Here is an 18,396-nt window from a genome sequence, read left to right as displayed (position 1 = left end):
CTTACGGACTCACCTCGTCGATGTGGGCTTCCAGCTCGGCTTGCAGCTCCTGGGTCGTGAACGGCAGGCCGCGCACGCGGTTGTAGCCACGGGCGTCCACCAGGTACTGGGCCCGCAGCAGCATGGACAGCTGTCCGGTGTTCATCTCCGGTACGACCACCCGCTTGTAGCGGCCGAGGACCTCTGCGGTGTTCGCCGGGAAGGGGTTGAGGTGGCGGAAGTGGACGCGCGCGATCTTCCGCCCGTCCCGCCGCACCTTCCGGACCGCCTGGCGGATGGGCCCGTAGGTCGAACCCCAACCGGCCACCAGCACGTCGGCATCGAGGTCACCGTCGACCTCCAGCTGCGGGATGTCGGCGGCGATGCCGGCGATCTTCTGCTGGCGCAGGTTCGTCATCCGCTGGTGGTTGTCGGGGTCGTAGGAGATGTTGCCCAGGCCGTCGGCCTTCTCCAGCCCCCCGATCCGGTGCTCCATCCCCGGCGTTCCGGGAATCGCCCACGGCCGGGCGAGGGTGCCCTCGTCGCGCTTGAACGGCCAGAACTCCTCCCCTGCGTTGGGCCCTGTGGCGAAGCCCACGAACGGCCGCAGGTCGGGCAGCGACGCCACGTCGGGGATGCGCCACGGTTCGGCACCGTTGGCGAGGTACCCGTCGGAGAGCAGGAACACGGGCGTGCGGTACTTCAGCGCCAGCCGCGCCGCCTCGATCGCCGCGAAGAAGCAGTCCCCGGGAGTCGCCGCCGCCACGATCGGGACCGGCGAGTCACCGTTGCGGCCGTACATGGCCTGCAGCAGGTCGGACTGCTCGGTCTTGGTCGGCAGCCCGGTGGACGGACCACCGCGCTGGACGTTGATGATGATGAGGGGCAGCTCGACGGACAACGCCAGGCCGATCGTCTCGCCCTTCAGCGCGATGCCCGGACCGGAGGTGACGGTGGCCGCAAGGGACCCGGCGAACGCGGCCCCGAGGGAGGCGCCGATGCCGGCGATCTCGTCCTCGGCCTGCACCGTCTTGACGTTGAAGTGCTTGTGGCGCGACAGCTCGTGGAGGACGTCGGAGGCCGGCGTGATCGGGTAGCCGCCGAGGAAGAACGGCAGGCCCGACTGCGTGCCCGCGGCGATCAGCCCGTAGGACAACGCCGTGTTGCCCGTGATCTGGCGATACGTCCCCGGGGGCAGCTTGGCCGGCGCGACCTCGTAGCGATGGCTGAACACCTCGGTCGTCTCGCCGAAGGCCCAGCCCGACCGGAACGCCTTGATGTTGGCCTCGGCCACATCGGGTGACTTGGCGAACTTCGCGCGAAGCCATTCCTCGGTGCCCTGGGTGGGACGCGAGAACATGAACGACATCAGCCCCAGCGCGAACATGTTCTTCGAGCGCTGCTTGTCCTTCTTGGAGATGTCGAAGTCCTCCAGCGCACCGACGGTCATGGTGGTGATGGGGACCTGGAACACCCGGTAGCCCTCGAGGGAGGTGCCGTCGAGCGGGTTCTCCTCGTAGCCCGCCTTCTTGAGGTTGCCGCGCGTGAAGGCGTCGGTGTTGACGATGAGCGTCCCGCCCGAGACGAGATCCTTCAGGTTGGTCTTCAGCGCCGCCGGGTTCATCGCCACCAGCACGTCCGGCGCGTCGCCGGGCGTGAGGATGTCGTGGTCGGCGAAGTGCAGCTGGAAGCCCGACACACCGGGGAGCGACCCTGCTGGGGCCCGGATCTCCGCCGGGAAGTCCGGCAGCGTGGCCAGGTCGTTGTGGGCGTCCGCCGTGGCGGATGTGAACCGCGTCCCGGTGAGCTGCATGCCATCACCGGAGTCCCCCGCAAAGCGGATCGTGACCGTGCCCAGTCGTTCGACTGGCTTCTCGGTCGCGTGCTCGACGTCCTTCGTGTCTGTCACCGGCGTGATGCCTCCAGCGTCGTCGCGACGTCCCGGTGAGGGGACGCGGGTGGTCTTCTCGGCTCGTCGACCGCCCTCTGTGGCGCGCATCCTAGTCCGGTCGATCGCCGGCCCGCGGGGTTCCGGGAAGGTCCGTTGGAAGTGGGACGAAGCGTCAGGGCCCGTGCACGGTCGGCAGTCCGTGCGAGCCTTCCGGTCATGCCCCCGCCCCCCGCCGGTCCACGCCCCCACCTCGACATCGCCTCCGCATCGCCCTGGCACCCCCGCGCCCTCGTCGCCCTGACCCAGGTGGCGGAGGGGTTCCCGGCCGACCCGACGCGGCTGCACCGGGCCGGTCGTGACGCCAGCGACCTGCTCGAACGCGCCCGCGGTGCCGTAGCGGAGGAGCTGGGCGGCCGGGCCGACGCCACCACGTTCACGAGCGGCGCCACCGAGGCCATCCACCTGGCGATCCGTGGCACCGCCGCCGCCGATGCGACCAGGCCCAAACGGATCGTGTCGTGTGCGGTCGAGCACTCCGCCGTCCTGGCGGCCGCCGACGCCGTGGCGGCGACCGGCAGCCACGAACACGTCCGGGTCGGTGTCGACGCCGACGGACGGATTCGCCTCGACGAGCTGGAGGAGGTGCTGGCCGACGGCGCGGTGCTGGTCAACGTGCAGCACGCCAACCACGAGGTCGGGACCGTCCAGCCCGTCGCCGAGGTCGCTCGGCTCTGCCGGGAGGCCGACGCGTTGCTGCACGTCGACGCAGCCCAGACCGCCGGTCGGCTGCCCGTCTCGTTGGAGCGCCTCGACGCCGACTACCTGTCGATCAGCGCGGCGAAGTTCGGCGGCGGACGAGGCGTGGGCGCCCTCCTCACCTCCCCCCGTGCACGGTTGCAGGGCATCCTGACCGGCGACGAACGCGAGCGCCGACGCCGGGCCGGCCTGCAGAACCTGCCGGGCATCGCCGCGATGGCAGAGGTGCTCGCCACCCTGCGGCCCCGCAATCCCGCCGGGGAAGCGGGTAGCGAGGTCACCCGTGCCGACGCCGTCCGACGCCACCTCCGTGCGCGGTTGGCCCAGTCGGTGCCCGACCTCGAGGTCCATGGGCCCCAGCACGACAGCCTCCCCCACCTGGTGGCCTGTTCGGCGCTGTACGTCGAGGGCCAGGCGCTGGTCACCGCGCTGGACGCCGTCGGCTGGGCCGTCCACAGCGGGTCGTCGTGCGCCACGACAAGCGGCGAACCGTCCCATGTGCTCGTGGCCATGGAGGCGCTGACCCACGGCCACGTGCGGGTGTCGTTCGACCACCGCTTCGGTACCGACCACGCGGACGCCTTCGTGGACGACCTCGCCCGCGTCGTCGCCGAGCAGCGCGCCAGGCTGGGCATCGAGCCCGGTACCTGACGTCGACTGGCCGCCGATCCCGGCTAGCGTGGCGGCCGTGTCCGCCGTCACCGTCGTCGACTCCAGAGGTCGACCCTGCCCCCTCCCGGTCATCGACCTGGCCAAGGCCATCGTGACGGTCGAGGTCGGCCATGGGGTCCGGGTCCTGTCCGATGACCCCGGCGCTGACGTCGACATCCCGGCGTGGTGCCGCATGCGCGGCCAGGAGCTGCGAGAGGTCACCGACGAGGACGGCCACCGCGCCTACCTCGTCATGCGCGTGCGCTGACCGCCCACCCCAAGGCCCCGTCGCTCCTCGACACCCCCAGCCGCCCCGTCGGCCCCTCGCCGTGTGCGTTCGGCCGCACCACCGGCCGCCCAAGTCACCCACCCCTCGCCCGCGTGTGCGTTCGACCACCCCCAGCGCTCGCCAACGCGCACGTCCCCCGACCCCGGGTGCGTTCGGCCACCCCAGAAGCTGTCCAAGTCACACACCGATCGTGTGCCGAACGCGCAGAGGTCCCCGTGCACCGCCGCAGCCGCACCCCGACCTTCCGAGCGAGGCTCGCAGTGCCCGATGCGAAGCGAGGGTCGAGAATCGAGGGAGGAAGTCGGGGGTCATGGCGGCGAGGACCCACAAACACCAACAAACAACGCGAAACGGCGGCCCGAAGGCCGCCGTCAGGAGCGTACGCGCGGACTCCTACTGGAAGGAGTCACCACAGGCGCAGGAGGACTGCGCGTTGGGGTTGTCGATGGAGAAGCCGGCGCCCTGGAGGCTGTCGACCCAGTCGATGGTCGTGCCACGGAGGTACGGGCTGGACATCTTGTCCACGCGAATCGGGACACCCTTGACGTCGATGAGCACGTCGTTGTCGAGCTGACGGTCGTCGAAGTAAAGGGCATAGCGCATGCCGGCGCAGCCACCCGGCTGGACGGCGATGCGGAGGGAGATGGCGTCGGTGTCTTCTTCGCGAGACATCAGCTCGCGGACCTTCTCGGCCGCCGAGTCGGTGAGGGACACCGGACCTTCGACGGTCTCGGATGCGGCTGGGGCAGTGGTGACGTCGCTCATAGGTGTCCCCGAGTGTATGCCTCGCGTCACCCGATGCACAGGCAGGCGCGGCTCATTCGGCCACGTCGACAGGCGGGACACCGGTCGCCGCCATCAGCTGCCGGGGCGTCAAGGGGAAGACCGTGTCCGGTGTCCCGGCGGCGGCCCACACCTCCTCGAACTCCAGCAGGTCGCGATCGACGAGCATCCGCAGCGGGGCCGGGTGGCCGAAGGGTGCGGTCCCCCCGATCGCGTACCCGGTGGCGGCCCGGGCCTCCTCGGCCGTCGCACGCCGCACGGCGCCGCCACCGATCTCGGCCTCGACCTTTCCGGCGTCGACACGGTTCCGGCCGGAGGTGAAGACCAGCAACGGTCCCACGTCGTCGTGCATGACGATGCTCTTGACGATGGCGGCCACGTCGCACCCGATCGCCGCGGCAGCGTCGGCCGCGGTTCGGGTGCCCTCCGGGAACTGCCTGACGGTGATGTCGAGTCCCGCTGCTGCGGCGGCGGCGATGACCCGTGCGGTCGCTGGCTTGGTCTCCTGCACTCCCCTGCCCTCCTCGGTGTGACGACCCATGGGCACACGGCCCTCGACGGCGCTGCCTCATTCGGCACGCCCCGTCCGTGATTAGACTACGGCTGCTAAGGGGCGGCGTTGATGCGCCGACGAGGTAGCGATGGAGTCTCTCATCTCGTCCGACACCAGATCTTCCGAGGGCCCGCGGGCCACCGATACGTCCGCGGCTGCGGTTGCTGCAGCAAAGATGGGCGCCAGCGACGTGCTGGTCTTCGCCCACACCCACGGGCGCTCGCACCTGCTGCTCGGCGGCGTCGGGCTCGGGGAGGCCTGGGCTGGCACGGTGGCGGTGGAGGAGCGCGACGAGCCGCGGTTCGTCGCGGCGACCGAGGGCCAGACGCTGCGCATCCAGCAGGACGAACCCGTTCGCATCGTCGGCCCGTACTACGCCTCGAGCGCGGCGCTGGTCCCGGCCGACGGCGTCGTGGTCGTGATCGGCGGGGCCAAGGACTGGTTGTCCGCCGTCGACGAGGACACCCTGACGGCCGCCGCCTCGGAAGCCGCCGCCGCCCTGGTGGGAACCGAGCCGACCCGCGACCTCAGCCACGAGCTGGACGTGTACACCCGCCTTCGCGAGCTGCTGCAGCCCGTCGGCGACCGCAGCCGTACCGCCCACCACCTGGTGCGCCAGGCGGCCGACGTCCTCGACGCCGACTTCGTGCTCCTGCTGCCCGAACCGGGTGCAGACCTCGCCGTGGCCCGTCCCGGCTGGGCGCCCCACGACCCCGGTGGCCTGCGGGAGGCGGCCGACTTGGTCGTCAGCGCCCTGCCCCAGGAGGTGCTGGTCATCCAGGACGTCCGTGATGCGCCGCTCCCGTCGCCCCTCTCACCCGAGGACGGCCTGCGCAGCGCCATGATCATGCCGCTGACATCCGAGGGCTTCCTGCTGGCCGCCCACGCCTCGGGCCGTCCGCGGGGCTTCACCAGCCTCGACCTCGACGTCGGCACGCTGCTTGCCGAGACGGCCTCGGTCGCGTTGGCGGCCGCGGACACCGCGTCCACGCTGGACCGTCACGTCGAGCGGGTTCGCTGGCTGCTGCGCCGGGATCCGGTCACCGGCCTGCCCGACCACCGCGCCTGGGCCGATGCGCTGGACGCCACCGACAGCGGTGCCGTCGTGGCCGTCGGGCTGGGCAACGTCGAGGCGCCCGACCGCCTGCTGCAGATCGTCGGTGCGGTCCTGCAGCGGCAGGCGACCGACACCGACCTCGTGGCCCGTGTCGGCGTTGCCGAGTTCGGGTTGCTGCTGCGCGGCGCCAGCCTGTCCACCGCCGAGCAGATCGCCGGTTCGGTGCGGGAGCGGCTGGGACCGATTCGTCGCGCCGACGGCAGTCCCGTCGGGGTCGGCTTCGCCGCCACCCCAGAGCTGGAGTCGGTGCGCGACGCCTGGCGGGTTGCCGCCGGCCGCATGCTGCAGTCCTGAACCCGGCCGTTGCCCGGACGACCCCCGCACGGGTCCGCTAGAACGAGGACGCGACCTCGGCGGCGACGTCGGCCAGGCGTCCGGCGGCGCGCGTCAGGCCCTCCTCGCCGAGCTCACCCACTCGGTCGAACCCGGCGGTGCCCGCCGGATGCACGCGGCCACCGATCCCGACCGTCACGGCCCCGGCGTCCCTCGCGGTCGTCGCCACGAAGGCGGGGGCCTTCCCGCTGGACGTCTGGGCGTCGATGCTGCCCTCCCCGGTCACCACCACGTCGGCCCGCTGGACATCCAGGCCGACGAGCTCGGCGACGACTTCGGCGCCCGACCGCGGGGTCGCCCCGGTCAACGCCATCAGCGCGAACCCGAGGCCGCCGGCCGCCCCGGCGCCGGGTCGGTCACGCCACGGCCCGCCGGGGAGGTCGCGTTCCAGCACCTCGGCGCAGGCGGCGATCGCCTCTTCCAGCTCGGCAACGCCCGCGGCATCGGCGCCCTTCTGCGGTCCGAAGACGGCTGCGGCGCCATCGCTGCCCAGCAAGGGGTTGGTGACGTCGCTGGCGATCACGACGTCCCCGAGCTCGGGGCGCACATGCGGTCGCAGCGACGCGCTCTCCTTGACCCAGCGGCCGCCGACCTTCACGCCGTTGCCGTCGGCCCGACGCAGCGCGTGGCCGGTCATCGCCGAGACCATCCCGGCACCGCAGTCCACCGTCGCCGACCCACCCAGACCGATGACCACACGACGACACCCCGACGCGGCCACGTCGCCCAGCAGCTGACCCACTCCGTAGGTGGTCGCGCGCAGCGGGTCCCTGCCGTCCTCGGGCAGCGTGTGCAGGCCGCAGGCGCGAGCCGTCTCGACCACGGCCGTCCCGTCGGGCAGCTCCAGCCACACTGCCTCGGTGGCCATGCCGCGGGCGTCCGCGACCTCGACGGTGTGCCACGTTGCCGATGGCTGGGCATGGCCGACGACGTCGATCAGCCCCTCACCGCCGTCGGACATGGGCACGAGCACCAGCTCGTCGGCGGGGCGAACGCGGCGCCAGCCGTCGGCCATGGCCTCGGCGGCCTGCAGGGCGGTGAGCGTGCCGGAGAAGGAGTCCGGGGCGATGAGGACACGCATGGTCGCGCAGCGTAGCGGCTGTCGCTGTCCCGGTTCTCCCGCGCTGGTATCCTCGGCCCCAGCCTAGTAAGTGTACGTTTGACACTAAGTCCTCCTCGAGCCGAACACCACCGCAGGGGGACGGACAGGAACGACCGCCATGCCGACGAGCTCACTGGCCACCGCCGCCGACCGCACGCAGCTGCTGATCCTCGGCCGTGGTGCCGACCCGACGTCCGAGCGTGGCACCGTGTGCCCCGGCGAGGTGCCCGCGGCATCCGACCCCTCCCTGGTGGCCCGCGCCCGGGCAGCCAAGGAGATCCTCGGCGACTCGGTGTTCGTCCTCGGCCACCACTACCAGCGCGACGAGGTCATCGAGTTCGCCGATGCGCGTGGTGACTCCTTCAAGCTGGCCCAGGAGGCTGCGGCCAACGGGGCCGACACGATCATCTTCTGCGGTGTGCACTTCATGGCCGAGACCGCCGACATCCTGACCGACGAGTCGACGCGGGTGATCCTGCCAGACCTCGCGGCGGGATGTTCCATGGCCGACATGGCCGACATCGCGCAGGTCGAACGGGCCTGGGAGGACCTTCGCGCGGCGGGCGTCGGCCCCGACCACACCGTGCCGATGACCTACATGAACTCCACGGCGGCCATCAAGAGCTTCACGGGTCGCAACGGCGGGGTGGTCTGCACGTCCTCCAACGCCGAGCGCGCCATGGAGTGGGCCTTCGAGCAGGGCGAGCAGATCCTGTTCCTGCCCGACGAGCACCTCGGCCGCAACACCGCGGTGCTCGACATGGGCCTGTCGCTGGACGACTGCGTCGTCTACAACCCGCACCAGCCGTTGGGCGGCCTGACCGCGGAGCAGCTGCGCGACGCGAAGGTGGTGCTCTGGAAGGGGCACTGCTCGGTCCACGGCACCTTCACGCCGGCGCACGTGGCGCTGGCACGGGCGAAGAACCCCGACGTGAAGCTGCTGGTCCACCCCGAGTGCCGCTACGAGGTCGTCACCCAGGCCGACGAGGTCGGGTCGACCAGCTACATCATCGAGGCGGTCCGCAACGCCGAGCCGGGCACCGCCTGGGCGATCGGCACCGAGCTGAACCTGGTCGGCCGGTTGGCACAGGAGCACCCCGAGCAGGACATCATGTTCCTCAACGACAACGTCTGCTTCTGCGCGACGATGAACCGCATCGACCTCCCCCACCTCGTGTGGACGCTGGAGGAGCTGGTCCAGGGCCGCGTGGTCAACGAGATCCGCGTCGATCCCGACACCCGGCACTGGGCGAAGGTCGCGCTCGACCGGATGCTGTCGCTGCCCGGCCGGAGCGACCGGGACTGACCGACCGGGACCGGGCGACCGGACTAGAGGGTGACGGCCTCGGTCACGACGGGGCCGTCCGGCAGGTCCAGCAGCACGCGCGCCGGCCCCCGCGGGACGTCGACGGCGGCGAAGGCCCCGAACTCGTCGGAGGTCACGAGCGTCTCGCCCTCGCGGTGCTGGATGCGAACCGACACCCGGGCCTCGGGGACGACCTGGCCCGACAGCGTCAGGCGGCTGCGTCCCTCCGCGTCGGTCGTCGTCGAGGCGACGGTCAGCTCGACCTCCACCTCCCCTGCGGTGAACAGCACCGTCCGCGCCACCGCGGTTCCGCGAACGCCGACCAGGCCCTCCACTGCGGAGTCGCTGGTGATCGCGGCCAGCTCGGCGTCGATGGTGCGCCACGCCAGCGCACCGCGAGCCATGTCCCGGACCGCGTCGGGGACGGGTTCGGACAGCCGCAGGGCCTCGCCGAGGACGGCGAGCAGCTGGTCGTCGGTCAGGTCCTTCATGCCTCGTCACCTCCCAGGAACGTCCGCAGCTTGGCCAGGCACCGGGCCCGGGTGGGGCCCAGCGAACCGATCGGCCGTCCCACCATCTCCGCGACCTCGGCGTACTCCAGCGGCGGATCCGTGGTCAGCAGGCGCAGCAGGCGCTGGCAGTCCTCCGACAGCTCGCCGAACGCCGCGAGGACCTCGCGGTGGGTGTCGGACTCCACGAGCAGCTCCAGCGGCTGCAGCTCGGTCCGGTCGGCGTCCTGTCCGACGATGTCGCTCGGCCGGGTCCGCTGCTGCATCCGGAGGACCCGCAGCGCCTCGTTGCGCGTGGTGGTCGCAAGCCAGCCGGCAAGTCGTTCGGGCTGGGCGATGCGGTCGGCGTGCTCGACCAGCCGCAACCACACGGTCTGGAAGACGTCGTCGTTGGCCGCGGCCCCCAGCCGGTAGGACCGCAGGACCGACCAGACCAGCCCGGAGAAGTTGTCCACCAGGCGGTCCCACGCAGGTTGGTCACCGGCGCGGGCACGTTCGAGCAGCACGACCGGGTCGTCGGAATCCGCAGGGTCCACTCCGCGCAATGTAGGGCACCGCGGTCCCCACCCGGTGCAGGACGGGGCCCCGGGTGCGATGGCGGCGGGGACCCGGATCGTGGGCCGGGTGGCCTCCAGGGTGGTCATCGGGGCTCCGTTCGGCGTACGGCGGTCGGTTCGGGGCGGTCCCGCTGGACCCCCTCAGCTCCAGCGGGACCGACGACGCCACCGGCACGAGCCCGACGTGGCGTCCGACCCTCAAGAGGGAGGAACGGCGACGCTGATACACCGGCGATCGAGATTTTCTGGCCCGAGCTCGGACCGACCCGAGGACGACCCTTGGCTACAGGAACGACTCGACGTCGACGTCCTCGTCGAACTCGCCTTCGCCACCTGGCACGGCGATGTGCACCACGGCGTCGCCCGGGTTGCACAGCGGGATCGTGCTGGCCCCGATCACGACGCCCTCCCAGGGGGACTCCATGGGCTTGCGGTCGCGGCCGAAGGGCGAGGACACCGTCCACAGGGGCTGGCCGACCGACACCGAGTCGCCGAGGCCGACCTCGAGGTTCATGATGCCGCCGCGGTCGGCGCGCACCCAGTGGGTCTCGTCGGCCTCCAGCGGGGTGCCGTCGGAGTCGGCCTCGTCCTCGGTCAGCATGCCGAGGTGCGCCATCAGCCGACGCACGCCGGCCACGCCGATGCCGATCGCGGACTCCTCGAAGCGCAGCGCCTCGCCGGCCTCGTAGGTGAGGACCGGGACGTCGCGCTCGGCGCCGGCCCAGCGGAGCGAACCAACACGGTGCGGCGCGTCCACCAGGATCGGCGGGGCGAACGCACGGGCGTACTCCAGGGACTTCGGGATGTCGAAGTTGGCCCGGATCTGGGGCAGGTTGGCCCGCCCGCTGGCTGCGGTGTGCAGGTCGACACCGACGTCGCAGACGTCCAGCACCTGGGTGGTGATGGTGTTGGCCAGCCGCGATGCCATGGACCCCTCGGTGGAGCCGGGGAAGGCGCGGTTGAGGTCTCGACGGTCCGGGAGGTAGCGGGAGTGCAACGGCAGGCCGAGCACGTTGACGACCGGCACCAGGATCAGCACGCCGTTGATCTCGTTGGGCTCCAGCGTCGTCATCAGCTCGCGCACCACACCGATGCCGTTCAGCTCGTCGCCGTGCACCGCGGCGGTGACGAACATCCTCGGGCCGGGATGCTCGCCGTTGATCACCGTGATCGGGATGGACAGCCGGTCGCCGGTGTAGCTCTCGCTGACGCTCAGGCGGATGTCGACCCGGGCGCCCGGCGGGACATCGGCGCCACCGATGCGGACGGCCTCGCCGTCGGAAAGGGTGGTCACTTGGTCCGTGCCTCCACGAACGGGGGACGCACGACCTCTGCCGCGACGGGCTTGCCGCGCACGTCGACCTCGACCGCCGTCCCCGGTTCCAGCTCGATGTCGACGTAGGCCATGCCGATGCCGACCTTCTTGACCGGCGAGAAGCTGCCCGAGGTCATCGTGCCGACCTGCTGCCCGTCCCGCATCACCGCGTCGCCGGCGCGGGGAGGACGACGTCCCTCGGCGACCAACCCCATCAGCCGTTGCGTGGCACCGGCGTCCTTGGCGGCCACGTAGGCGTCCTCGCCGACGAACCCCGTTCCGGGCTTGACCGCCCAGTTGAGGCGCGCCTCGACGGGCGTGTGGTCGGTGGAGATGTCGTTGCCGTGCAGCGGGTACCCCATCTCCAGGCGCAGGGTGTCCCGGCAGCCGAGCCCGGCAGGGGTGACGCCGGCCTCGGCCAGGGCGTCCCACAGCAGGCCGGCCCGCTCGCCGGTGCAGAACACCTCGAACCCGACCTCGCCGGTGTAGCCGGACCGCGAGAGGACCTGCGCCTCACCGAGGGACACGCAGTCCAGGTAGGCCAGGTCGGCGGGGGCGGGCGCGTCCTCACCGAACGCGGCCGGCATGGCGGCGGTCAGCATGGCCACGGCCTCGGGGCCCTGCACGGCGACACAGGCCAGGGTCGCCACGGTGATGGTGACGTCGTCGTCGTGGGTGCGGGACTGGTCGAGCAGGCGAGCGGTGACCGCGGCGGTGTTGGCCGCGTTGGGCACCACCAGGAACCAGTCGTCGAGCCGGTACACCAGCAGGTCGTCGATGATCCCCGCGTCGGCATCCAGGCAGAGGGTGTAGTGCGAGCGGCCGGCCTCGAGGGTCGTGACGTCGTTGGTGAAGGACCGCTGGATGACCTGTTCGGCCCCCGGACCCGTCACCGCCACCGTGCCGAGGTGGGTCAGGTCGAACATGCCACCCGAACCCCGAACGGCTTCGTGCTCGGCCACGACCGAGCCGTAGTCGATCGGCATCTCCCAGCCGGCGAACTCCGCCATTCGTGCGCCGGCGGCGACATGGCGGTCGTGCAGCGGCGAGCGGCGCAAGGGGGTCTGGACGTCGGTGGGGGTATCGGTCGTCATCAGGCGGGACTGTACCGCTGGCCGACGACCGCTACGATCCGCCCCGACCGCGCGGGTCGCGGTCGACCCCCTGTCTGCATCTCCCACGAAGTGAGCGGTTCCTCTCATGGCTGAAACGTTTGACGTAGTCGTCCTCGGCGGCGGCACCGGCGGCTATTCCTGCGCCCTGCGGGCGGCGGGCCTGGGCCTGTCGGTTGCCCTGGTGGAGAAGGCCAAGGTCGGCGGTACGTGCCTGCACTGGGGCTGCATCCCCACCAAGGCGTTCCTGCACGCCGCGGAGGTTGCCGAGCACGCCAAGCACGGGCCGGACCTCGGTGTGAAGTCCGCCTTCGACGGCGTCGACATCGACAAGGTCATCGGCTACAAGAACGGCATCGTCGACGCGAACTGGAAGGGGCTGCAGGCCACCCTCAAGGGGCGTGGCGTCACCACCTTCAACGGCCACGGCACGCTGACCGGTCCCAACACGATCAGCGTCGAGACCGACGGCGGGTCCGTCGACGTCGAGGCCACCAAAGCCTTCGTCCTGGCCACGGGGTCGCGCCCCAAGACCCTCCCCTTCGCCGAGGTCGACGGCGAGCTGGTCATCACCTCCGACGAGGCGATGTACATGGAGCGCGTGCCGTCGCGCCCGATCGTCCTCGGGGCCTCCGCGGTCGGCGTGGAGTTCGCCACCGTCTGGAACGGCTACGGCGCGGACGAGGTGACCATCATCGAGGCGATGGACGCCGTCGTGCCGCTGGAGGACATCGACACCCAGAAGACCCTCAAGCGCGAGCTGAAGAAGAACGGCATCACGGCGATGACCGGCGAGTTCGTGGAGAAGGTCGAGAAGGGGGACGGCACCGTCACCGTCACCACGAAGTCGGGCAAGACCGTCGAGGGCGACCTGCTCATGCTCGCCATCGGTCGCGGCCCGGTGACCGACGGCATGAACATCGAGGCGACCGGCGTGACCCTCGACCGCGGGTTCATCACCGTCGACGAGTACTGCCGCACCGGCGTGACCTTCGGTGACGGCGGCGTGGTGTACGCCATCGGTGACGTCATCCCGACCCTGGGCCTGGCGCACGCCAGCTTCATGGAGGGGATGCTGGTCGCCAACCAGGTCGCCGGCGAACCCGTCACCCCCATCGACTACCGGGGTGTGCCGAAGGTCTACTACTGCACGCCGGAGATCGGCGCGGTCGGCTACACCGAGCAGGAGCTGAAGGAGGAAGGCATCGAGTTCGACGCCAAGAAGTTCCCCTTCAGCCACAACGCCCGCGCGATGATGCAGGGTGGCTCCGGGCACGTGAAGGTGCTTGCCGCCAAGGGTGGTGGCAAGGTCCTCGGCGTCCACATCGTGGGCCCGCACGCGACCGACCTGATCGCGGAGGGCCAGATGATCTACAACTGGGAGGCCCTGCCGACCGACGTTGCCGAGTTCATCCACCCGCACCCCACGCTGTCGGAGGCCGTGGGTGAGGCGCACATGGCGCTCGCCGGCCGCGCGCTTCACGGCTGACCCAACACGTCCCCCCGCCACACCCCATACTCCACCACACCCCACCGAAGAACTGAGAGGCACACACGATGGCCACTGATGTCGAGCTGCCGCAGCTCGGAGAGTCCGTCACCGAAGGCACGATCACGGCCTGGCTGGTGTCGGTCGGCGACACCGTCGAGGCGGACCAGCCGCTGTTCGAGCTGTCCAGCGACAAGATCGACACCGAGGTCCCCTCCCCCACGGCCGGGACCGTGACCGAGATCCTCGTCGAGGTCGACGAGACCGTCGAGGTCGGCACGGTCGTGGCGCGCATCGGTGAGGAGAGCGAAGCCGGGGGTGCCGACGAGGCCCCCGCCGACGACGCCCCCGCCGAGCAGGCCGAACCCGAGCAGGCCGAACCCGAGCCCGAAGCCCCCGCCGAGGAGCCCGAACCGGTCGCGGACGGTGACGCCGGGGCCCGTGCGTCCGGCGCGGCCAGCGACGGCGGCGACGCCGGTCCCGCGACCGACGTGATCCTGCCCGAGCTCGGCGAGTCCGTGACGGAGGGCACCATCACCGGGTGGCTCGTGTCCGTCGGCGACACCGTCGAGGTCGACCAGCCCCTGTTCGAGCTGTCCAGCGACAAGATCGACACCGAGGTCCCCTCCCCCGCCGCGGGCACCATCACCGAGATCCTCGTCGAGGTCGACGAGACCGTCGATGTGGGCACCGTCGTGGCCCGACTGGGTGGCAGCGGTGGGGGCAGCGACGCTGCGGAGTCCGCGCCGACCGAGCAGGCCAGCGACAAGCCCGCTGTCAGCGAACCGGCAGCGGCCGCCTCGTCGGGCGACAGCAGCACGCCGGCCGGCCCCGACACCCTCGCCTCGCCCCTGGTGCGCCGACTGGCCGCCGACAATGACGTCGACCTGTCCTCCGTGAGCGGATCCGGACAGGGCGGTCGCGTGACCCGCGAGGACGTCGAGGCCGCCATCGGTGGCTCCGGCGGCGCGTCGTCGCAGGCACAGTCGCCCCAGGCGCAGTCGCAGGTGCAGCCCGAGAAGCAGAAGGCCGCCGCCTCGGCGCCGTCCGGCGGCCAGGCGACGCCGAAGGCCGCCCCCGCACCGTCCCAGCCCGCCCGCGAGGCCGGTGACCGGGAGCGCGTCGAGGACCTCTCCCGCATCCGCCAGCGGATCGCGGAGAAGATGCTGGAGTCCCAGTCGAAGGCTGCGCAGCTGACCACGGTCCAGGAGGCCGATGTCACCGCGCTGATGAACGCCCGCGGCAAGGTGAAGGAATCGTTCAAGTCCCGCGAGGGCGTGTCCCTGTCGCCGTTCGCCATGGTTGCCCGAGCGGCGATCATCGCCGTCCGCGACCACCCGATGGTCAACGCCTACGCCGACTGGGACAACGGCAAGCTGTACCTGCGGGACTACGTGAACCTCGGCATCGCCGTGGACACGCCCAAGGGCCTGCTGGTCCCCAACGTCAAGGGTGCGGACTCGTTGACCGTGGCCGGGCTGGCCCGCGGCATCAACGATGCGGCACAGAAGGCGCGTGGCGAGAACGGCAAGCGCATCGACTTCGCCGACATCGAGGGCGGCACGTTCACGCTGACCAACACGGGCAGCCGCGGCGTCCTGATCGACACGCCGATCCTCAACTACCCCGAGGTCGCGATCCTGGGTGTGGGCGCCATCGCCAAGCGCCCGGCCGTCGTCACCGGCCCCGACGGGACGGAGTCGATCGGCATCCGCCAGATGATGTACATGTCGCTGACCTACGACCACCGCCTGCTCGACGGTGCCGACGCCGCCCGGTTCGTCACCGACGTCAAGCGGGTCCTCGAGGAAACCGACTGGGCGCAGGAGATCGGGTAGCCCCGAGCTGCGGCATCCCCGCGCACCGACCCACGACGCCGCCCCCTCGAAGGGGGCGGCGTCGCGTCGGGGGGTGTGGGGTCCGGGCGGCCGGGATCTAGGCGGCCATCGCCGGCACGCGGTCCAACCGCTGGCCGATGGTGGAGGCGGTGGCGACGGCGGCGTAGTAGCCGGCGCGACGACGAGCAGCACGGCTGTTCGGACGCTCCTCCTCGGGGGCCGGGGTGCTCTCGAGCGTCATCGTCATCGCTGTGCGGATCATCTCGAAGGCCTCGCTGCGCATCTGGCTGATGCGGGACTCCGTCACCCCGAGCTCCTCGGCGATGTTGGCCATGGCCCGCTCCTCGAAGAAGTAGGCGTTGATGACGACCTGCAAGCGCTCGGGCAGCTCGGCGATGGCGTCGAGCAGGATGCCCTGGCGCTCGCGGTCCAGCAGCTGGTGTTCGGGGGTGGACTCGTGGGCCGGCAGGACCTCGTCGACGCCGTCGACGGTCAGCGACTCGTAGTTGAGGACGGTCCCACGGTGCACGTCATCGACCAGCCGACGGGCCTCGTCGAGGCCGACACCCATCTCCGCAGCGGTCTCGTCGAGGTTGGGGGCACGACCCTCTCGGGCGATGACGGTGTCCCTGGCGGCCTGCATGCGGCGGGCGTTGCGGCGAACCGAACGGGACGCCCAGTCGCGGGACCGCAGCTCGTCGAGCAGGGCACCCTTGATGCGCATCCTGGCGAACCGGTCGAACGGCACACCCGTGGAGTCGTCGTAGGCCTGTGCGGCCTGGGTGAGCCCGAGCATGCCGGCCGACATCAGGTCGTCGCGCGGCACGTGGCGCGGGATCCTGGAGGCCATGCTGTTGACCGCGTACCCGACGAGGGGCAGGTAGGTCGTGATGAGCTCGTCGTGGGCGGCGGTCGGTGCGGGGCTCGTCGTGGGCATGACACAACGGTGCGGGCAACGTTCGCCCCGAACCATCCGCCACGAGGTTGAGGTTGGAGACGAAGAACCGCGAGTCACGCGCAGCGTACGTAGTCATCTCGAACCATCGCGCGGTGCCTCCGACGGATCAGGAACCGCCGGTTCCTGCGGGAATCCGGCCGGTTGCGCCCGGGGGCATGATGGATGACATGCACGATGCGGTGATGCTGACGGTGTGGGCTGGCGAGGTCGACTACCGCGTGGCCCTCGGCTGGCAGGAGCAGCTGGTCGAGGCTCGTCGCGAGGGCCTGATCGACGACGTGCTGCTGATGCTTAGCCATCCGCCGGTCTACACCGCAGGACGTCACGCCGATGTCGACGCGAACGTGACCGGCCTGCGCCCGGGGATCCCCGTGGTGCGGATCGATCGGGGCGGTGACGTGACCTACCACGGTCCCGGACAGGTGGTCGCCTATCCGATCGTGCGCCTCGACGAGGCCCTGGGCGCCCGGCGCTACGTCACCGCCCTGGAGGATGCGCTCATCGACACCGTTGGCGCACACGGCGTGTCTGCGGATCGCCGGCACGGCTACCCGGGCGTGTGGGTCGGCACCGACAAGATCGCCGCCGTTGGCGTTCGGATCACCAACCGGGTGACCAAGCACGGGGTGGCGTTGAACGTGCGACCCGATCTCGCCGACTTCGGGGGGATCGTCCCGTGCGGCATCACCGACGGCGGTGTCACGTCGTTGTCGGCGCTGGGAGCGGAGGCCTCGACGGAGGACGTCGCGAGGGACCTCACCGCCGCGCTGGCCCACCACCTTCGGCGCACACCACGGGCCGTCCGACCGGCTGAGCTGGGACTGCACGCATCGGTGGACGCGGCGCCTACACTCGATGCTCCGTGAGCACCATCGACACCTCGCCCCAGTCCGCCACATCCATTCCGGCCGATGCGCGACGGCTGACGATCGTCGGCGCGCCATCCGTGGCCCAGCGCAAGCCCGAATGGATGAAGCGCCACATCCCCCTCGCCGGCCCCAACTACCGGGAGCTGAAGAAGACGATGCGGGGCGCGTCCCTGAACACCGTCTGCGAGGAGGCGGCCTGCCCCAACATCCACCAGTGCTGGGAGCAGCGCGAGGCGTCGTTCCTCATCGGTGGCGAGGACTGCACCCGTCGCTGTGGCTTCTGCCAGATCGCGACGGGCAAGCCCAAGGGCTACGACCGTGACGAACCCCGGCGGGTGGCCGAGACCGTTGCCGAGATGGGGCTGCACTTCGCGGTCGTGACCGGCGTGGCCCGTGACGACCTCCCCGACGGCGGGGCCTGGCTGTACGCCGAGACCGCCCGGCAGATCCACGAACAGGTCCCCGGTTGCGGCGTCGAGCTGCTGATCCCGGACTTCCGTGGTGACGAGGACGCGCTGCGCGAGGTCATCTCCGCCCGGCCCGAGGTGCTCGCCCACAACCTGGAGACGGTGCGCCGCGTCTTCCGCCACACGCGTCCCGCGTTCACCTACGAGGGGTCGTTGGACGTCCTGCGCCGAACCCGCGACTGGGCCCCCGAGATCGCCCGCAAGTCCAACCTGATCCTCGGCATGGGCGAGACGGAGGAAGAGGTGCGCGAGGCCATGCGCGACCTCGCCGACGCCGGCTGCCAGATCCTGACCATCGGCCAGTACCTGCAGCCCACGCACAAGCACCTCGCGCTGCAGCGCTACGCCGCCCCCGACGAGTACGACCGCTACCGCGAGTACGGTCGCGAGCTCGGCTTCGACCACGTCGAGGCCGGTCCGCTGGTGCGGTCGAGCTTCATGGCCGGCGACCAGGCGATCAACGCCGGCGCCTGGAGCCGGCCGACCGCCTGACGTCGACCCTCCGGCGAGCCGGAGGCGGTG

The 18,396-nt window shown here is 71.1% G+C and carries 17 protein-coding genes; 8 read left to right on the top strand and 9 right to left on the bottom strand.

Going from position 1 to position 18,396, the window contains the following annotated elements:
• Position 1: 1 nt before the first annotated feature.
• A complete protein-coding gene (locus tag DVS28_RS11285; RefSeq protein ID WP_114591537.1) occupies positions 2-1,978 on the bottom strand; it encodes a 2-oxoacid:acceptor oxidoreductase subunit alpha in 1,977 nt (658 codons plus the stop codon).
• A 108-nt stretch (positions 1,979-2,086) separates the two neighbouring features.
• Here DVS28_RS11285 and DVS28_RS11280 point away from each other — a divergent pair, with 108 nt between their 5' ends.
• Entirely contained in the window at positions 2,087-3,277 is a 1,191-nt protein-coding gene (locus DVS28_RS11280; RefSeq protein ID WP_114591536.1) for a cysteine desulfurase family protein, read from the top strand.
• A gap of 37 nt (positions 3,278-3,314) precedes the next feature.
• Complete coding sequence (locus DVS28_RS11275; protein WP_164710407.1) at positions 3,315-3,545, top strand: sulfurtransferase TusA family protein; 231 nt, start codon at positions 3,315-3,317, stop codon at positions 3,543-3,545.
• A 414-nt stretch (positions 3,546-3,959) separates the two neighbouring features.
• Here the strand turns inward: DVS28_RS11275 and DVS28_RS11270 are convergent, their stop codons facing one another.
• Together DVS28_RS11270 and DVS28_RS11265 are read right to left on the bottom strand one after the other, a co-directional pair.
• Positions 3,960-4,331, bottom strand: a complete 372-nt coding sequence (locus DVS28_RS11270) for a HesB/IscA family protein (RefSeq protein WP_114591534.1) — start codon at positions 4,329-4,331, stop codon at positions 3,960-3,962.
• Positions 4,332-4,383: 52 nt separating this feature from the next.
• Positions 4,384-4,890 carry a YbaK/EbsC family protein gene (locus DVS28_RS11265; protein ID WP_114591533.1) on the bottom strand — a complete coding sequence of 169 codons (507 nt, stop codon included), beginning with the start codon at positions 4,888-4,890 and terminating at the stop codon, positions 4,384-4,386.
• A 100-nt stretch (positions 4,891-4,990) separates the two neighbouring features.
• On the opposite strand from DVS28_RS11265, the gene DVS28_RS11260 reads away from it, so the two are divergent.
• Entirely contained in the window at positions 4,991-6,313 is a 1,323-nt protein-coding gene (locus DVS28_RS11260; RefSeq protein ID WP_114591532.1) for a GGDEF domain-containing protein, read from the top strand.
• Positions 6,314-6,350: 37 nt separating this feature from the next.
• On the opposite strand, the gene DVS28_RS11255 is transcribed toward DVS28_RS11260, so the two are convergent.
• Positions 6,351-7,433 carry a glycerate kinase gene (locus tag DVS28_RS11255; protein ID WP_114591531.1) on the bottom strand — a complete coding sequence of 361 codons (1,083 nt, stop codon included), beginning with the start codon at positions 7,431-7,433 and terminating at the stop codon, positions 6,351-6,353.
• Between the two features lie 139 nt (positions 7,434-7,572).
• On the opposite strand from DVS28_RS11255, the gene nadA reads away from it, so the two are divergent.
• A complete protein-coding gene (gene nadA / locus DVS28_RS11250) occupies positions 7,573-8,760 on the top strand; it encodes a quinolinate synthase NadA (protein WP_114591530.1) in 1,188 nt (395 codons plus the stop codon).
• Positions 8,761-8,783: 23 nt separating this feature from the next.
• On the opposite strand, the gene DVS28_RS11245 is transcribed toward nadA, so the two are convergent.
• The 4 genes from DVS28_RS11245 to gcvT form a co-directional block, all read right to left on the bottom strand.
• The gene (locus tag DVS28_RS11245; RefSeq protein WP_114591529.1) at positions 8,784-9,251 is read right to left on the bottom strand and encodes a hypothetical protein; all 468 of its coding nucleotides are present in this window, start codon (positions 9,249-9,251) and stop codon (positions 8,784-8,786) included.
• Positions 9,248-9,805, bottom strand: coding sequence for an RNA polymerase sigma factor (locus DVS28_RS11240; RefSeq protein WP_216826558.1), 558 nt, complete (start codon positions 9,803-9,805; stop codon positions 9,248-9,250). Before DVS28_RS11240 ends, DVS28_RS11245 begins: the two co-directional genes overlap by 4 nt.
• A gap of 304 nt (positions 9,806-10,109) precedes the next feature.
• The gene (locus tag DVS28_RS11235; protein ID WP_216826557.1) at positions 10,110-11,120 is read right to left on the bottom strand and encodes a succinylglutamate desuccinylase/aspartoacylase family protein; all 1,011 of its coding nucleotides are present in this window, start codon (positions 11,118-11,120) and stop codon (positions 10,110-10,112) included.
• Positions 11,117-12,235 carry a glycine cleavage system aminomethyltransferase GcvT gene (gcvT, locus tag DVS28_RS11230; protein WP_114591527.1) on the bottom strand — a complete coding sequence of 373 codons (1,119 nt, stop codon included), beginning with the start codon at positions 12,233-12,235 and terminating at the stop codon, positions 11,117-11,119. The genes DVS28_RS11235 and gcvT overlap by 4 nt, the downstream gene beginning before the upstream one ends.
• Positions 12,236-12,341: 106 nt before the next feature.
• On the opposite strand from gcvT, the gene lpdA reads away from it, so the two are divergent.
• Both lpdA and sucB read left to right on the top strand, forming a co-directional pair.
• Entirely contained in the window at positions 12,342-13,742 is a 1,401-nt protein-coding gene (lpdA, locus tag DVS28_RS11225; protein WP_108665178.1) for a dihydrolipoyl dehydrogenase, read from the top strand.
• 68 nt (positions 13,743-13,810) lie between these two features.
• Complete coding sequence (gene sucB / locus DVS28_RS11220; RefSeq protein ID WP_114591526.1) at positions 13,811-15,580, top strand: 2-oxoglutarate dehydrogenase, E2 component, dihydrolipoamide succinyltransferase; 1,770 nt, start codon at positions 13,811-13,813, stop codon at positions 15,578-15,580.
• Positions 15,581-15,677: 97 nt separating this feature from the next.
• Here sucB and DVS28_RS11215 read toward each other — a convergent pair whose 3' ends face one another.
• Positions 15,678-16,517, bottom strand: a complete 840-nt coding sequence (locus DVS28_RS11215; RefSeq protein ID WP_164710406.1) for a sigma-70 family RNA polymerase sigma factor — start codon at positions 16,515-16,517, stop codon at positions 15,678-15,680.
• Between the two features lie 188 nt (positions 16,518-16,705).
• Here DVS28_RS11215 and lipB point away from each other — a divergent pair, with 188 nt between their 5' ends.
• Both lipB and lipA read left to right on the top strand, forming a co-directional pair.
• Positions 16,706-17,404, top strand: coding sequence for a lipoyl(octanoyl) transferase LipB (lipB, locus tag DVS28_RS11210; protein WP_164710405.1), 699 nt, complete (start codon positions 16,706-16,708; stop codon positions 17,402-17,404).
• Between the two features lie 5 nt (positions 17,405-17,409).
• Positions 17,410-18,366: a lipoyl synthase gene (lipA, locus tag DVS28_RS11205; RefSeq protein WP_114594130.1), complete on the top strand. Its 957-nt coding sequence runs from the start codon at positions 17,410-17,412 to the stop codon at positions 18,364-18,366.
• The last annotated feature ends 30 nt before the right edge of the window (positions 18,367-18,396 follow it).

Source organism: Euzebya pacifica (assembly GCF_003344865.1).
Lineage (GTDB): Bacteria > Actinomycetota > Nitriliruptoria > Euzebyales > Euzebyaceae > Euzebya > Euzebya pacifica.
This window is presented reverse-complemented; position numbering and strand designations above follow the sequence as displayed.

Coding starts and splice junctions, on each gene's coding strand:
- DVS28_RS11260 (WP_114591532.1), top strand. CDS start 4,991: ATGGAGTCTCTCATCTCGTCCGACACCAGATCTTCCGAGGGCCCGCGG.
- gcvT (WP_114591527.1), bottom strand. CDS start 12,235: ATGACGACCGATACCCCCACCGACGTCCAGACCCCCTTGCGCCGCTCG.
- DVS28_RS11285 (WP_114591537.1), bottom strand. CDS start 1,978: ATGCGCGCCACAGAGGGCGGTCGACGAGCCGAGAAGACCACCCGCGTC.
- nadA (WP_114591530.1), top strand. CDS start 7,573: ATGCCGACGAGCTCACTGGCCACCGCCGCCGACCGCACGCAGCTGCTG.
- lpdA (WP_108665178.1), top strand. CDS start 12,342: ATGGCTGAAACGTTTGACGTAGTCGTCCTCGGCGGCGGCACCGGCGGC.
- DVS28_RS11245 (WP_114591529.1), bottom strand. CDS start 9,251: ATGAAGGACCTGACCGACGACCAGCTGCTCGCCGTCCTCGGCGAGGCC.
- DVS28_RS11255 (WP_114591531.1), bottom strand. CDS start 7,433: ATGCGTGTCCTCATCGCCCCGGACTCCTTCTCCGGCACGCTCACCGCC.
- DVS28_RS11280 (WP_114591536.1), top strand. CDS start 2,087: ATGCCCCCGCCCCCCGCCGGTCCACGCCCCCACCTCGACATCGCCTCC.
- DVS28_RS11270 (WP_114591534.1), bottom strand. CDS start 4,331: ATGAGCGACGTCACCACTGCCCCAGCCGCATCCGAGACCGTCGAAGGT.
- DVS28_RS11215 (WP_164710406.1), bottom strand. CDS start 16,517: ATGCCCACGACGAGCCCCGCACCGACCGCCGCCCACGACGAGCTCATC.
- lipB (WP_164710405.1), top strand. CDS start 16,706: ATGCACGATGCGGTGATGCTGACGGTGTGGGCTGGCGAGGTCGACTAC.
- sucB (WP_114591526.1), top strand. CDS start 13,811: ATGGCCACTGATGTCGAGCTGCCGCAGCTCGGAGAGTCCGTCACCGAA.
- DVS28_RS11265 (WP_114591533.1), bottom strand. CDS start 4,890: ATGGGTCGTCACACCGAGGAGGGCAGGGGAGTGCAGGAGACCAAGCCA.